Source organism: Lacrimispora sp. BS-2 (genome assembly GCF_040207125.1).
Classification (GTDB): Bacteria; Bacillota; Clostridia; order Lachnospirales; family Lachnospiraceae; genus Lacrimispora.
Genome location: NZ_CP157940.1, coordinates 529,095 through 543,300, shown reverse-complemented (window position 1 = coordinate 543,300; position 14,206 = coordinate 529,095). Strand labels below are relative to the sequence as shown.

The 14,206-nt window shown below is 43.3% G+C and carries 13 protein-coding genes and 1 tRNA gene; 7 read left to right on the top strand and 7 right to left on the bottom strand.

What is annotated here, in order from left to right:
• Positions 1-8: 8 nt before the first annotated feature.
• Both ileS and ABFV83_RS02600 read right to left on the bottom strand, forming a co-directional pair.
• A complete protein-coding gene (gene ileS, locus ABFV83_RS02605) occupies positions 9-3,122 on the bottom strand; it encodes an isoleucine--tRNA ligase (protein ID WP_349947394.1) in 3,114 nt (1,037 codons plus the stop codon).
• Between the two features lie 67 nt (positions 3,123-3,189).
• Entirely contained in the window at positions 3,190-3,363 is a 174-nt protein-coding gene (locus ABFV83_RS02600; protein WP_349947393.1) for a hypothetical protein, read from the bottom strand.
• A gap of 869 nt (positions 3,364-4,232) precedes the next feature.
• Here ABFV83_RS02600 and ABFV83_RS02595 point away from each other — a divergent pair.
• Positions 4,233-5,693: a nicotinate phosphoribosyltransferase gene (locus ABFV83_RS02595; protein ID WP_349947392.1), complete on the top strand. Its 1,461-nt coding sequence runs from the start codon at positions 4,233-4,235 to the stop codon at positions 5,691-5,693.
• A 208-nt stretch (positions 5,694-5,901) separates the two neighbouring features.
• On the opposite strand, the gene ABFV83_RS02590 is transcribed toward ABFV83_RS02595, so the two are convergent.
• Both ABFV83_RS02590 and ABFV83_RS02585 read right to left on the bottom strand, forming a co-directional pair.
• A complete protein-coding gene (locus ABFV83_RS02590; protein WP_349947391.1) occupies positions 5,902-6,084 on the bottom strand; it encodes a DUF6472 family protein in 183 nt (60 codons plus the stop codon).
• A 1-nt stretch (position 6,085) separates the two neighbouring features.
• Positions 6,086-7,156 (bottom strand): acyltransferase, encoded by a 1,071-nt coding sequence (locus ABFV83_RS02585; RefSeq protein WP_349947390.1) that lies wholly within the window; start codon positions 7,154-7,156, stop codon positions 6,086-6,088.
• A gap of 150 nt (positions 7,157-7,306) precedes the next feature.
• On the opposite strand from ABFV83_RS02585, the gene ABFV83_RS02580 reads away from it, so the two are divergent.
• Positions 7,307-7,378, top strand: a tRNA-Glu gene (locus ABFV83_RS02580).
• A 64-nt stretch (positions 7,379-7,442) separates the two neighbouring features.
• Here ABFV83_RS02580 and ABFV83_RS02575 read toward each other — a convergent pair.
• From ABFV83_RS02575 to ABFV83_RS02565, 3 genes are all read right to left on the bottom strand, one after another.
• On the bottom strand, positions 7,443-8,006 hold the full coding sequence (locus tag ABFV83_RS02575; protein WP_349947389.1) for a DUF3793 family protein: 564 nt from the start codon (positions 8,004-8,006) through the stop codon (positions 7,443-7,445).
• A gap of 446 nt (positions 8,007-8,452) precedes the next feature.
• Complete coding sequence (locus ABFV83_RS02570) at positions 8,453-8,905, bottom strand: FMN-binding protein (RefSeq protein WP_349947388.1); 453 nt, start codon at positions 8,903-8,905, stop codon at positions 8,453-8,455.
• The gene (locus ABFV83_RS02565) at positions 8,902-10,884 is read right to left on the bottom strand and encodes a methyl-accepting chemotaxis protein (protein ID WP_349947387.1); all 1,983 of its coding nucleotides are present in this window, start codon (positions 10,882-10,884) and stop codon (positions 8,902-8,904) included. Before ABFV83_RS02565 ends, ABFV83_RS02570 begins: the two co-directional genes overlap by 4 nt.
• Before the next feature lie 283 nt (positions 10,885-11,167).
• On the opposite strand from ABFV83_RS02565, the gene ABFV83_RS02560 reads away from it, so the two are divergent.
• The 5 genes from ABFV83_RS02560 (at position 11,168) to ABFV83_RS02540 (ending at position 14,195) form a co-directional block, all read left to right on the top strand.
• Positions 11,168-11,452 carry a hypothetical protein gene (locus ABFV83_RS02560; RefSeq protein ID WP_349947386.1) on the top strand — a complete coding sequence of 95 codons (285 nt, stop codon included), beginning with the start codon at positions 11,168-11,170 and terminating at the stop codon, positions 11,450-11,452.
• A gap of 166 nt (positions 11,453-11,618) precedes the next feature.
• Positions 11,619-11,912 (top strand): hypothetical protein, encoded by a 294-nt coding sequence (locus ABFV83_RS02555; RefSeq protein ID WP_349947385.1) that lies wholly within the window; start codon positions 11,619-11,621, stop codon positions 11,910-11,912.
• Between the two features lie 36 nt (positions 11,913-11,948).
• Complete coding sequence (locus ABFV83_RS02550; protein ID WP_349947384.1) at positions 11,949-13,679, top strand: 6-hydroxymethylpterin diphosphokinase MptE-like protein; 1,731 nt, start codon at positions 11,949-11,951, stop codon at positions 13,677-13,679.
• Positions 13,680-13,708: 29 nt separating this feature from the next.
• A complete protein-coding gene (locus tag ABFV83_RS02545; protein ID WP_349947383.1) occupies positions 13,709-13,936 on the top strand; it encodes a hypothetical protein in 228 nt (75 codons plus the stop codon).
• Positions 13,893-14,195 carry a hypothetical protein gene (locus ABFV83_RS02540; protein WP_349947382.1) on the top strand — a complete coding sequence of 101 codons (303 nt, stop codon included), beginning with the start codon at positions 13,893-13,895 and terminating at the stop codon, positions 14,193-14,195. The genes ABFV83_RS02545 and ABFV83_RS02540 overlap by 44 nt, the downstream gene beginning before the upstream one ends.
• Positions 14,196-14,206: the final 11 nt, after the last annotated feature.

Below are 14,206 nucleotides of genomic sequence, written 5' to 3'. Positions count from 1 at the left end.
CTAACCGTTTACTGAAACTTCTCCACACCAAGAGTTACATTTTCACCGTTAATGTTCCATTCTTTTACATAACCAGCCAGTGTTTCAAGACTGATGTTTTCCGCGAGTACCTCGCTTTTTACTTCTTCTTCATGGTTCTTTAATATACCGGCAATTTTTTCATTGCCTTTGCTGTATACCAGGATGTGATCCGTCACCTCAAATCCGGCTTCCTTACGCATGGTCTGGATCTTGCTGATCAGCTCGCGCACAAATCCCTCCGCCAAAAGCTCCGGCGTTAAATTAGTGTCCAGGACAACCGTGATGGTATTATCACCCTCGGATACGTAGCCCTCTGTCTGAGCAGTGTCAATGAGAAGGTCTTCCTTGGTGAGCACAACCTCTGTTCCGTCAAATGTAAAGGTGAGGGCGCCTGTTTCATTTAAGGTGTCCATAGCCTCATTGCCATTGACCTCTAAAAGGGCCTTTTTGATGGCTCCCAGCTGCTTGCCGTATTTTGGCCCAACAGTTTTTAACTGGGGTTTAAAGCTGTAGGATGTGAAATCCCTTACATCATCAGTAAATACTACCTTTTTTACGTTCAGCTCCTCCTCAATGATTTCCTGATAAAATACAGGGAGTACATGAGGTGCTTTTACGAACATCTGGCCAATAGGCTGGCGGTTCTTTAAATTGGCTGTATTTCTGGCAGACCGGCCCATGACTACGATTTTTAATACTTCATCCATGTCAGTTTCCAGCTGCTTATCGATATAGGCTTTATTGGCCACAGGATAATCACACAAATGGATGCTCTCCGGTGCAGTCTTATCCACGCTGCAGACCATGTTCTGATAAATCTCTTCGGTCATAAACGGGATCAGGGGAGCCGCTGCCTTGCTTACGGTAACAAGAGCTGTGTAAAGAGTCATATAAGCATTGATCTTATCCTGCTCCATTCCCTTTGCCCAAAAGCGTTCTCTGCTTCGGCGTACATACCAGTTGCTCATATCGTCAACAAAATCCTGAAGCGCTCTTGCCGCTTCCGGAATCTGATAGCCGGAAAGGAAAGCATCTACATCCCCCACCAAAGTGTTCAGCTTGGAGAGAAGCCATTTATCCATAACAGGAAGCTTATCGTATTCCAAACTGTATTTTGTGGGGTCAAATTCATCAATATTCGCATAAAGCACAAAGAATGCATAGGTATTCCAAAGAGTACCCATAAATTTGCGCTGTCCTTCCATAACTGCTTTCCCATGGAAACGGTTAGGCAGCCATGGAGCGCTGTTCACATAGAAGTACCAGCGGATGGCATCTGCCCCATAGGTTTCCAGAGCATCAAAGGGGTCTACCGCATTTCCCTTGGATTTACTCATCTTTTGGCCGTTCTCATCCTGGACATGTCCCAGAACGATTACATTTTTATATGGTGCCTTGTTGAAAATCAGAGTGGAGATGGCAAGGAGTGAGTAGAACCAGCCTCTTGTCTGATCCACGGCCTCGGAAATAAAGTCAGCCGGGAACTGTTTCTCAAACAAATCTTTGTTTTCAAACGGATAGTGATGCTGTGCAAAGGGCATGGAACCGGAGTCAAACCAGCAGTCGATTACTTCCGGCACTCTCTTCATCTGTTTTTTGCACTTTGGACAGGTGATGGTCACTTCGTCGATGTATGGGCGGTGAAGCTCAATGTCCTCAGGACAATTAAGGGACATTGCCTTTAATTCCTCAATGCTTCCGATGGAATGCTGATGTCCGCACTCACATTCCCAAACATTAAGAGGAGTACCCCAATAACGGTTTCTGCTGATTCCCCAATCCTGAACATTTTCCAGCCAGTCGCCGAAACGTCCTTTTCCGATGTTTTCCGGAATCCAGTTGATGGTATTGTTATTGCGGATTAAGTCTTCCTTTACATCCGTCATCTTGATGAACCAGGATTCTCTTGCATAATAGATGAGCGGGGTATCGCATCTCCAGCAGTGGGGATAACTGTGCTCGAATACAGGCGCGGAGAATAAAAGTCCTCTCTCTTCTAAGTCCTTTAATATCATTGGATCCGCTTTCTTACAGAAGGTGCCTGCCCATTTGGTCTCCTCTGTCATCTCGCCGGCCGCATTGACCAGCTGCACAAAGGGAAGATCGTATTTTCTGCCCACCTTGGAGTCATCCTCACCAAAGGCCGGAGCGATATGAACCACACCGGTACCGTCTGTCAGGGTGACATAAGTATCACAGGTTACATAAAATGCTTTTTTATTTGGTTTTACAAAGTCAAATAACGGCTCATATTCCTTATATTCCAGATCTTTTCCCGTGTACCGTTCTAATACCGTGTACTCCTCTTCCAGGACTTTTTCACACAGGGCCTCAGCCATATAATAGGTATAGGTTCCTGTCTGGACCTTTACATAGGTCTCATTAGGATTCACGCATAAGCCTACGTTGGAAGGAAGGGTCCACGGGGTTGTGGTCCATGCCAGAATATAGGCATCTTCTCCCTTTACCTTAAAACGGGCAATGGCGGAGCGCTCCTTTACATCCTTATATCCCTGGGCTACCTCATGGCTTGATAAGGGAGTTCCGCACCGCGGACAGTAGGGAACGATCTTAAAGCCTTTGTACAAAAGGCCCTTTTCCCAGATCTGCTTTAACGCCCACCATTCAGATTCAATAAAATTATTCTCATACGTTACATAAGGGTCATCCATATCGGCCCAAAAGCCTACGGTCTTGGAGAAATCCTCCCACATGCCCTTATATTTCCAAACGCTTTCCTTGCAATACTTGATAAATGGCTCCAGGCCGTATTCCTCAATCTGTTCCTTACCGTCAAGGCCCAGCATCTTTTCCACTTCCAGCTCAACCGGAAGTCCGTGGGTATCCCAGCCGGCCTTACGGGGAACGTCGTACCCTTTCATGGTCCGGTATCTTGGAATCATATCCTTGATAACTCTGGTCAATACGTGACCGATGTGAGGTTTCCCATTGGCAGTGGGAGGACCGTCATAGAAGGTATATGTCTCCCCTTCCTTACGGTTTTCCATGCTCTTCTCAAAAATCTCATGGTCTTCCCAGAACTTTTCTACCTCTTTTTCTCGCGCTACAAAATTCAAGTCTGTAGGAACTTTCTTGTACATCTTTTGCGACCTCCATTTCTCCATATATAAAAAAAGCTCTCATCCCGTAATCAGGACGAAAGCCTCACTATATCTCCGTTGTACCACCTATTACCGCATACCAGCATATGCTTTCCTTTAACGCAGAAAATACGTCCTGACCTACCGCCAATGCTTTCAGCCGGAAACTCCGGAGTGATATTCGAACCCACGCTACTTTCGCCAGGCTTCCACCCTCCCCGGCTCTCTTTGGATTTCCCATGGTTCTACTGTCTCCATCAAAGTTTTTCTTCCTATTATGATGTGGTTATACTAATATTACTGTATTTTCTAATTATAGGGATTAAAAAAAGAAATGTCAAGGCTATTTTGATTTTCCGCCTGAGACGAAATCATACAAAGGAGAACGGGTACCGATTCACTTTCATGAAATTCGATACCCGTTCTACATGCTTTCATCCATTGGTTCCTAAATACCTCTCACGTTTTGTTTTTTGCATTGCGTTCTCTGAATGCTCTATATGAATTTTTTCCCGTACCTTTCGCTTAAAACCATCTACAATCAAAATTCTCTGCATCGCTATTTTCATTCTTCTATATTGTTATCCAGCTACCAAATAAAAATTCAATGGGGACGAATTAAAATTACCCATGGGATGAATATTTCTCTGCAGTTATAACGAACTATAGGCATATAAGAGATTGGTAGATTTTCATTTCGGCTTCAGCCACGGTTCTCTGCTAAGGTTTAACGGTTTTGCCTTTTGCCTGAACAAGCCTTTTGCTCAATCAGGCGAAACTTATGTTTTCGGCGGAACCACCCTCCTTTTCTTCGTCATTCTCCGAAACAAATTGAAAAATCGGATTTGAAATTATTTTCTTTTGTTCATGGCTTTATTATATACTATCTCTTTATATTTTGCAAGACTTTTTTAACAAAAACAACAAATTAATTATTAATATTCAAATTGTATTCTTTTATTTAGATTATTCAATCATTTATGAATATTTATTTGATATTCATGCCACAAATTACATTGTTAATTTTTTGTCAATTCCATTGTTTTTTTGTAAACTTATGGTATAATGTGCGAAAAGGTTTAGTAAATGGAAAAAAGAAGGAGAACAGCTATGAGCCAGCGCAATTTAACTTTATTAACAGACCTTTATGAATTGACCATGATGCAGGGGTATTTTAAAGAGAAGGATGCCAACGAGACCGTTATATTCGATGTCTTCTACCGCAGTAATCCGGGAGGTAACGGGTACGCGATCTGCGCAGGCTTGGAACAGGTCATCGAATACGTGAATGAACTCCATTTCAGCAAAGAGGATGTGGATTATTTAAGATCCACCGGCTTGTTCGAAGAAGATTTTCTGGAATACCTGCACCATTTTAAATTTTCCGGCGACATCTATGCCATTCCTGAGGGCACGGTCGTATTCCCTCGCGAACCCTTAGTAAAAGTCATTGCCCCCATTATGGAGGCCCAGCTCATCGAAACCGCTTTGCTTACCATCATCAACCACCAGAGCCTGATCGCCACAAAAGCAGCCCGTGTCGTATTCGCTGCCGCCGGAGACGGGGTTATGGAATTCGGACTGCGCCGCGCCCAGGGACCGGATGCCGGTATTTACGGCGCCAGGGCTGCCATGATCGCAGGCTGCATCGGCACCTCCAATGTGCTGGCAGGAAAAATGTTTAAAGTTCCGGTAAGAGGAACCCATGCCCACAGCTGGATCATGAGCTTCCCCGATGAACTGACCGCATTCCGCAACTATGCAAAGCTTTATCCCACTGCATGCATTCTTCTGGTGGACACCTATGATACGTTAAAATCCGGTGTGCCCAATGCCATCAAGGTATTTAAGGAAATGCGGGAGGCCGGAATTAAGCTTACTACTTATGGAATCCGTTTAGACAGCGGAGACTTGGCATACCTTTCCAAAAAGGCCAAGAAGATGCTTGATGAAGCCGGATTTACAAACGCAGTGATCTCCGCCTCCAATGACCTTGACGAGACTTTGATCAACAGCTTAAAGATCCAGGGAGCTACGATTAACTCCTGGGGTGTTGGAACCAATTTGATCACCTCCAAGGACAGCCCTTCCTTTGGCGGCGTTTACAAGCTGGCAGCGATTTTGGATAAAAAGACCGGTCAGTTTATCCCAAAGATCAAGCTTTCTGAAAATGCGGAAAAGATTACCAACCCCGGGAACAAGATCATTAAGCGTATTTACAGCAGAGAAACCGGTAAGATCATTGCCGACCTGATCTGCCTGGAAGGGGAGGTCTTTAAAGAAAACCATTCCCTGCTACTCTTCGATCCCATTGAAACCTGGAAGAAAACCCACCTGGCTCCCAACAGCTATACCATGAGAGATCTTCTGGTCCAGATATTTAAAGGCGGGAAATGCATTTATAAAACACCTGCCGTTATGGACATCCAGTCCTACTGTAAAAAGGAACTTGATACCCTTTGGGATGAATCCCGCCGTCTGGTAAATCCTCATGAGGTTCACGTTGACTTATCAAATGAGCTTTGGCATATGAAGAACCAGCTATTGGAAAGCTATCATTTCAGAGATTGATTGGATCCGGCCTTTCCATTGTTCACACTCTGGTCATAATCTTTTTACAGCCTGGTCAAATTTTCTTCATATTTGGCCGATATACTGAAAGCATCAGAAAAAGATGTTGCCAACATACTTTTAGATAAAAATTTTTTTCATAATTGCCGGTATTCCTCCATGGGATACCGGCTCCTCCCTTTTTAGGGTTTCTTTTTCTCCTGTATTCTTACATCTGCTTTCTCACAACCAAGTATTCATCCCCGAATTTAAAATGTGGACAGTTTTTATAAGAATTGCTTAAAAACCCTATCATCTCATCCTCATCCAGATTGATCTCGCACTCATAGCATTCGTATTCTTCATTATAATCATAGTGTATACAATATTCACAACTCATCTTCCGGTCCATATCACTCTCTCCTTTTGCCTTTCTTCCTTCTATAATAAACCGCACCCATTGTATTTTTTAAAAGTCTTCCCACGGTTCCGTCAATGATCCAGGCAGCTGCCAGGGAAATCAGGAACGTAAGGATGGTCTCACAAATGATCCTGGGCACAAAATAATGTCTTATGAACGTCTTTTCCACAAGGCCTCGGGCTGCCTGCCCCAGGACCAGATAATGGATCAGATATATGGAATAGCTGTACCGGCTTATGTGGCCAACAACCTTTGCAGGGACAGGCGCCTTTATATCCCCGAAATGTTCGAAAAACAGAAAAACAGCCGCTGCCATTGCCATCATTGTGGGGGCTAAGTCATGGATCCCCGGCGTAAAGGATGGGGTGACACATTTTTGAACCATTGTAATGCAAAAGCCGGCAATGCCGAGAATAGCAAAGGGAAGATAGCTGCTGCTGCCGTACAGGCGCTTTAATGCATATCCCAGGACAAAATAGATGAGCCAGCCCTTAAATACCATATATTGAAGGCCCTCTCCCACGTCCAGGCCCAAAGCCGGAAGATAGGTGCAGATCCCCTGGACAATCAACGTAATTATCAGAAAAAGCTTTAAATCCCTGTCGCTCATTGCCTTCATCATACGGGCTAAAAAGGGCGCACAAAGATACAGTGCCATGATCACATACATGAACCACAGATGGGGAGTCATGGGAATGGTTCCCGTCAAAAGCCCTTTACCAAAAGCCGCCAGATGGGCCTGCCACCCAAGAGGTTCCACTGCCAGATGAATGTTATAATACCAGTAATAAATCCCGCTGTAGCATACAAAGGGGATAACAATGGTCTGAAACCGGCTCCGGTAAAATCCCGGAATATCCTCTGTTCCGGATTTTAAAAGGAATAAGCCGCTTAACATAAAATAAATCCCTACAAATGCCAGAAGCACCGGCAAAAGAGCTGCAGAAAACAGCCACTGCCTGTAATTCAGCGTCTCTGAAGGAACCGCATGAACCATGATGATGGCAAAGACCGCAAGGGTCCTTAAGTAATCGTACTTCACTTCCCGCTTTTTGAGCTCCATATCTCTTCCTCCCTGCTTTCTCTGGGTTTAGAAAAGTATAGCATATAAAATCCGATTTTGACAAATTTTTTATTTTATTAAAAAAAGTGTAGACAAACGAAAAATCCTATGGTATTATAATGAAGCTGTCAGAGATGACATGCATAAAACGGCCTATTGGTCAAGCGGTCAAGACGCCGCCCTCTCACGGCGGAAACCCGGGTTCGATTCCCGGATAGGTCATAACAAAATCGGGTAAGGGACTAACCATTCATTGATTAGCCTCTTGCCCGATTTTCTTTTCTCTTTATTTTCCGGAAGAAGCAACGGTAAGCTGCCGGATGGTCCTTCCATTCTGCCACAGGTGCACATACACTGTCCTGCATTTCTGATACCTGGCAAATAGTTTAACGGCCTCGCATTCATTGGAATAAACCTTCCAACACCCGGTGCATTTAAAATTCTTTCCTCCGTTTTGGATAAATCCCACCACATCTCCCAGTGGATAACCGAGAAAAACCCCGATTTCATGGGGAAATTCTCCTTCCTGGTTCAGCCTCTCCTTCAGCCTTTTAAGGGCAGCCTCCACCTCCAGATGCTCATAGCCGTAGGCCTGTAGAAAATTCCCCACTTCCGGCCGGCTTAAATCAGCCTGCAAATGGGCTTTCCGGTAGACATAGATAAGAGCTTTGTTCCCGCGCCTGCATAAACACAGCAGGGATATTCCCTTCCCTTTCAGCTGGCTGTTCAAGGCTGATAGCTGGCTTTCCAGCTCCATTTCCGATGAAAAGGGATGGCTGAATAGGTTTGCCGTCTTAATGGAAGCCAGCGTGGGGGAACAATATTCGATTAGATTTTTTTCCAGAAGCATATCCGTACCTCCGCCTGCTTTCCTGCTCCATGAAGCTTCCTTCACAGGAATTACTCTGTTATGAATATTATAAGCAGCATCGGCTTGGATACTTTTCCAATTTTTGTCAGAATTTCTTTATTTCTTTCATACTTTCTTTAGAACTCGGTCAAATTTCCTTCACAATTATCCTGTATGATAATATTATAAACATAAAGGCAAAAGAAAGTGGTCAGAGCGCTTACATATATGTTTTTCCTAAGTCGGCAGAGTTGCCCTGAAAGGCTTCTTTGCCGGCTCAACCTAAAAATAAAAGCCGGAATCGCGGTTATTTCTTTTCCGAAGCTTGAATAACGCATATAACAAAAGGACCGCTGCCCATAGGTGAATATCATCTATGGGGCAGCGGTCTTTTTGTTCTTCGGGAATAAAACCGGAAGACATTTGCGGAACCTTGATCCGCAAATTTATTTGTCTGATTCAACGATACCCAGAGAATCATCTCCCTTTCCTGCCTTTTCCATGAGAAGGGAGGCCATTTTCTGGAAATTGCCGCCCGAAACAGAGGCTCCGCTTACGGCATCAATTCCCTTGCCGCTTTGGGCCGCCAGGAAATTAGCTGCATAGGTACGTGTATAGCGGTTGGGGTATGTCCCTTTTTTATCAAGCATATTGCGCATATAGGGGATATCCCAGGATTTGATGAATCCGCTTGAATTTTTGGCATTATACTCGACCGTAACAATCTTATTGCCGCTGACGCGGATGGTAACAAATTCCTTCCAGCCATTGTTGTAATCCGACATTTCTACCGTGTAAAAGCCATCCACCAGTCTGCTCTCCTGCTTTTTACAGCCGCTTAGGGAAAATACAAGCATAAGGACCAGGAAGATCATTAAAAAGCGTTTTCTTTGATTCACTCTCCATCCCTCCCTTCGGAATCGGAACGAAGACGGAAGCGTCCTGACATTTCTTCAAGGCTTTGGGCCTGCTGTGCCAGATCCCCGCTTAGAGAAGCCACTGCACTGCTTGATTCAAGATTTTGACGTGCCAGCTGGGATATCCGGGATATGTCAAGAGACGCATTTTCAAGGCTCAGCTTCTCATTTCCCACAAGCCTTGCCAGGTCTTCTGTTATTTCATAGGTCTGTTTGGATATATCCGTCAGTTCATTTAAGAAATGAGCGGTTAGATCGGCATACCTGGACCCCTCTTCAATGGCTTTCTGGGAATGTATGATCATTTCAGCCGTGCGCTTTGAGGATTCCGCGCTTTTTTCAGCAAGGTCACGGATTTCATTTGCCACTACGGCAAAGCCTTTTCCTGCTTCGCCTGCATGGGCAGCTTCAACGCTTGCATTAAGGGCAAGTAGGTTTGTCTGGAAGGCTATTTCTTCAAGGAACTTTGTGATTTTTGTTATTTCAACCGCATTGTTGCTGATATTCTTCATTGCCTGAAGGGTATTTTCCATATGTTCATCACCCATTGACAGCTTTTCCATGGACTGCTCCATGAGTTCACGGGCAGTTCTTGCATGCTCATCCACAACCACAATGTCCTTGGATATGGAATCAGTCTCCTCCACAAGCCTGTCAATGGACATGGACTGGTGGCCGGAAGACTCATTCATAAAGCGGGCACTTTGAGATACATCCTGGGCCGCATGGTTTAAGGCTTCCGCCGAATGCTGAAGGTCATTGATCAGCTGGTTTAAGAAATCTGTAATATTATGAATGGAGTCCTTCATGACTACAAAATCTCCTGCAAACTGATCGTTTACGCTGACATCCAGATTTCCGGCAGAAAGATGTTCCAGGGCATTTCGAAGCTGGGATATGTATCCGCTCACCTGTTCAATGGTATCTTTCAGAGAATTGGAAAGGGTCTGGGCCTCATCGTTTGTCATCATCACTTCCACAGGACTTGTCAAATCTCCTTTAGCCAGCTTCTGTATCCGCTCTGTTACGCTTCCAAGGGACTTTGAGATTTTTCCTGCAAAACGGGCAATAAACAAGATTGCAAGAAGGGTAAGGGTTATGGTGATGCCTATATTGATCATAACGGCATTGTTTACTATATTCGTAAAGTCTGATTTGGGAGTTATGATGGCTAAATACCAGTTAGCCCCTCGTACAGGCGCATAAACCACAAGAGTGTCCTTCCCGTCTAAGGACACGGAAGCTGATCCGACCCTCCCTGATTTCATTGCATCAAATACTTCCAGAAACTTTTCATTATCCTTATAAAAAGAATAGACATTCTCTCCGCTCCTGATAAAATCCGTATCAGGATAAGCTACCACCTGCCCGTTACCGTTCATAACAAAAGCGTGGCCGCTGTAGCCGATATGTATACTGCTGATCACGTCGTCAAGCATATCATATTTATAGCTTCCCACCAGATAATAGGTGTTATTCTTTTCTGTGGTTATGGGCATTCCCACCCATACTTCAAGCCCATTTTCTCCCACAGAAGTATCCCCGATCACAAGATTTTGGGTTTCCTCCATCATTTGATACAGATCACCGCCCGAGATATCGGCAGGACTGTTTCCTTTGCCCGTGTATAGCCTTCCATCCTGGGTGTAAAGGGCCAGCCAGACAAATTCTATGCCAGATGCAGCCCTGTCAAGAACCTGGTGCTTTTCCTCAAGGGTCGCTTCCTCTGATGACAGTTCATGATTTTCCCCAATCATAAATATTCGGTCTGCCATGATATGCAGACTGCTTTCAATGCTTTTTGAGGCAGTTTTTGCAAAAGGCATAAGAGTTTCCATCAATGTGGCATTAGTCAAAGACATGGCGGATACTGACAATACAATGGTTGTGACCACAGAAATAATTATGGTAACAATCAATGTGTTTAAAATAATTTTCTGCCGAATTCCTTTTAAATTCATAAATCCTCCTTTGTATTGTTACAAAAATAATTTATAACATATAAAGTAATATAACCGATTCTAAATAAAAAACAATAGTTTTATTGAAATAAAAGCCCTTATCGGGAAAAATCGTCACATTAGTTGTATAAAACTATTAAATTAGGTGCAAAAGCAAGGAATTGTATCTAAATACTGATCCCCTCCTCCTCCCCTGTCCCCCTGACAGTCACTTCCTGTATCTGAGGACATACTATATATAAGAAATACGTATTTCTACAACTTGTTAAAAGGGGGCAACCTTATGGCTAATTACAAACCTATAGCAAAAACAATCTCAGCTGCTTCTGCAATTTCAGGAGTACTGGTTCCTGCTAATCTTTCCACAACAAGCTGGGGATTACTTTTAGTAAGAGGTTCTGCATTATTCAGCAATACGATCTTACGAAGCGGTGCTGTGGCGGTATGGGAAAGTACAAACCCTACCACTGCTGTTCCAAACCGGGAAACATTTACTGATGCAAATGCGATTTATGGCATTACCTGCAGAGCCGGGGTACAGCTGATATTTAAGTTCTATGCCCACTAACTTTTAAAAAGAGCGCCTCAAAGGTTAAAAATCCAACATCACGCTCACCAAATAAGAACGAATTCAAGCTAATATTAGAATATCTGGCATGTATGGGATTTGGAAAGGAACCTTTGAGGCGCCTTTCTTGCAATGAAACATCATTTTATAACAAAGGAGTGGGAAAATGCCGTCAAAAATAACTTTAACAGGCTGTCAGATCATTTGCTCCGGAATCGTAACAACAGATTTTACGTTATCAAGTACACCGTTTCTATTAATCACGGGAACCGTATACAGCCCAACAGGAGAGCCTCTGCCAAACGCTGCCGTTGAAATACTTCTTGTAGATAATTCCCATATTCCTGCTGAGGAAAAAATCTTAGGCGTTACCTTTACCCTTCATGATGGTACTTATGGAATATCGCTTCCCAGGATTGATGAAAAGCAATACAAACTGATTGCTTATTCGCCCGTATAAACGGATACTGAAGAGCCAATCAACACGGAGGTTGTTATGAAAAAATATAAAACATTGGATGGATATCATGTCTATCGGATAAAGAAAGAAAAGAAGTTCTTTTTTTTGGCGGACCGGCTCAATTGCCGAAAAGAGATCAATGAATTATTGGCTACACTGGATGATTTAAAATTTGATTCCCTGATTTTTTTATTTGGAATTGATACGGGAGAATACCTGCATGATATGAAAAAATTACTGTGTGCTAAAAACAGAGTGATCATTTTTGAGCCAAATCCTGGGATCTTTAAAAAATTTAGTTCCAAAATAGCAGACAATATAAACCTTGTCCTGTATGAAGAAAATCAGGTAAAACAAATTTTTGACTATACCATTGATTTTAAAAATATCAACAATATATACTTTCATGCATTCGGGAACTATTCCAGTGTTTATAAGGAAGAATACGACCGTTTGATTGAGCATCTGGATTGGACCATAATCAATGCGGCTTCCCAGGTGGAGCTTGCAAAGCGCTTTAAGAAAATTTTTATCCAGAATATGACCGCTAATATGAAGGTTTTAGATCAGTGCACTCCCATTCACCACTACAGGCTTACCAACTTAAATGTTCCCGCCCTGGTGGTATCCGGAGGCCCTTCCCTGGATTCAAATATTAAGGATATGCTCATTCATAAGGATATGCTGGACCAGTATTTTATCATTACCGGCAGCCGGACTGTTGAGGCTTTGACTAAAAACGGGATCCTTCCTGATATGATCGTATCCGTTGACCCGGTTGATGCAAATTTTGATATGATGAAGAACTGCCTGAACTTGGAAGTGCCCCTTGCCTTTTATGAATACAGCAACAGGTATTTAGTAGGAAATTATAAGGGAGATAAAATCTTTATATCACTCCTGTTCTCACAGACAGTGGAGGGCTTTGAAAATTACCAGGGGGTATTCTGCGGAGGTTCGGTTGCCCACGCCTGTATTGACATCGCAAACATGATGGGCTGCTCTCCCATCGTATTTCTGGGTCAGGATCTTGCCCATACCTATAACAAGCATCATGCGGACAGTGCAGTTTTTGATTATGACAAGGGGCTTCCCTATGGGGCTACGGCCATTGTAAAGGATGTATACGGAAAACCGGTGGGAACCACCATTACCCTGGATCATTACCGGCGGAGGCTGGAACATTACATCGCCATTTATAAGGACCAGAAACGGATCCGTTTTATCAATTGTTCCTATGGAGCGGAGATAAAAGGCGCCCCTCATAAGGAGCTGTCGGAAGTATTTAAGCAAGAAACAGCAGGCAGGCTAAAAACCAGTTGTATTCCAAAACGGGATATCCATATGGACAGCAGGAATACCATAGACTCCCTCCTTAGCTTCATTGAGGAATACAGGGTAAAGGCCAGTCAGGGGCTGGAATTATGCGAGATCATAATCTCTGAGAACCAGGCAAAATCCCTGCTTAAGGTGGAGGAAACGGATATTGACCTACAGCGCATCCTATATATTCTGAAAATTGTAAACGATTTTGAAAACGCTGCAAATACCAGATATTTCGGAGGATATCTCAGTGAATTCATTTTTGAAATGAAGGAAAAAACATTTGATATGTCTGCAATGGATTATGAAAAGCTGACCTCTGACCTACAGCACCAGGCAAGGGCCTTTCAGATATATTTTGAAAAAATGAAAGAGATGCTTAACGAAGTAAAAGAAACCATTTTGGAAACGGTAACGGAATTCTATGAAACGCATATAGTTTAATAAAAAAAATGAAAAAAGGGGATAGGGCAATGGAAATCAATGATACCCAATACAAAGAGGTGGAAGTAAATAAAATGATCATTAACGGGAAGGAACAGGCGGGAAACATTATTAATGCTGAGGACACAAAGGATAAACAGGAGTTAAACGTAACCGTATATACCCGCAGCATTACGGAACTCCCGGAAAGCGGAGGGAGGCATAATAAATTTTATGAACTGCTTCAAAAAGTCCTCTTTAAGAATAAGCGGAGCTAAGCTCCAATCCTACCCGGAATATCATTTTGACATCCAGCTGGAAAAGCAGAATTACCAGATCATCAATGGAACCGTATACGTCCAGGATCATAAGCCCTGTGCAGGAGCTGTGGTCCAAATCACCCAGATCAACTGCAGGGATAACACCAGAAGCCTGTTGGGCTATACCCTGACAGATGAAAACGGATATTATTTATTCTCTATTAAAGCAAAGGCCCACATGAATTATGAATTAGCGGTCTATGCTTCCCTTCTCTGATGCAGAAAGGA

Excerpts from the sequence above, each read along its gene's own strand:
- ABFV83_RS02595 (WP_349947392.1), top strand. The coding sequence starts at position 4,233 with ATGAGCCAGCGCAATTTAACTTTATTAACAGACCTTTATGAATTGACC.
- ABFV83_RS02545 (WP_349947383.1), top strand. The coding sequence starts at position 13,709 with ATGGAAATCAATGATACCCAATACAAAGAGGTGGAAGTAAATAAAATG.
- ABFV83_RS02585 (WP_349947390.1), bottom strand. The coding sequence starts at position 7,156 with ATGGAGCTCAAAAAGCGGGAAGTGAAGTACGATTACTTAAGGACCCTT.
- ABFV83_RS02600 (WP_349947393.1), bottom strand. The coding sequence starts at position 3,363 with ATGGGAAATCCAAAGAGAGCCGGGGAGGGTGGAAGCCTGGCGAAAGTA.
- ABFV83_RS02550 (WP_349947384.1), top strand. The coding sequence starts at position 11,949 with ATGAAAAAATATAAAACATTGGATGGATATCATGTCTATCGGATAAAG.
- ABFV83_RS02590 (WP_349947391.1), bottom strand. The coding sequence starts at position 6,084 with ATGGACCGGAAGATGAGTTGTGAATATTGTATACACTATGATTATAAT.
- ABFV83_RS02555 (WP_349947385.1), top strand. The coding sequence starts at position 11,619 with ATGCCGTCAAAAATAACTTTAACAGGCTGTCAGATCATTTGCTCCGGA.
- ABFV83_RS02575 (WP_349947389.1), bottom strand. The coding sequence starts at position 8,006 with ATGCTTCTGGAAAAAAATCTAATCGAATATTGTTCCCCCACGCTGGCT.
- ABFV83_RS02540 (WP_349947382.1), top strand. The coding sequence starts at position 13,893 with ATGAACTGCTTCAAAAAGTCCTCTTTAAGAATAAGCGGAGCTAAGCTC.
- ileS (WP_349947394.1), bottom strand. The coding sequence starts at position 3,122 with ATGTACAAGAAAGTTCCTACAGACTTGAATTTTGTAGCGCGAGAAAAA.
- ABFV83_RS02565 (WP_349947387.1), bottom strand. The coding sequence starts at position 10,884 with ATGAATTTAAAAGGAATTCGGCAGAAAATTATTTTAAACACATTGATT.
- ABFV83_RS02560 (WP_349947386.1), top strand. The coding sequence starts at position 11,168 with ATGGCTAATTACAAACCTATAGCAAAAACAATCTCAGCTGCTTCTGCA.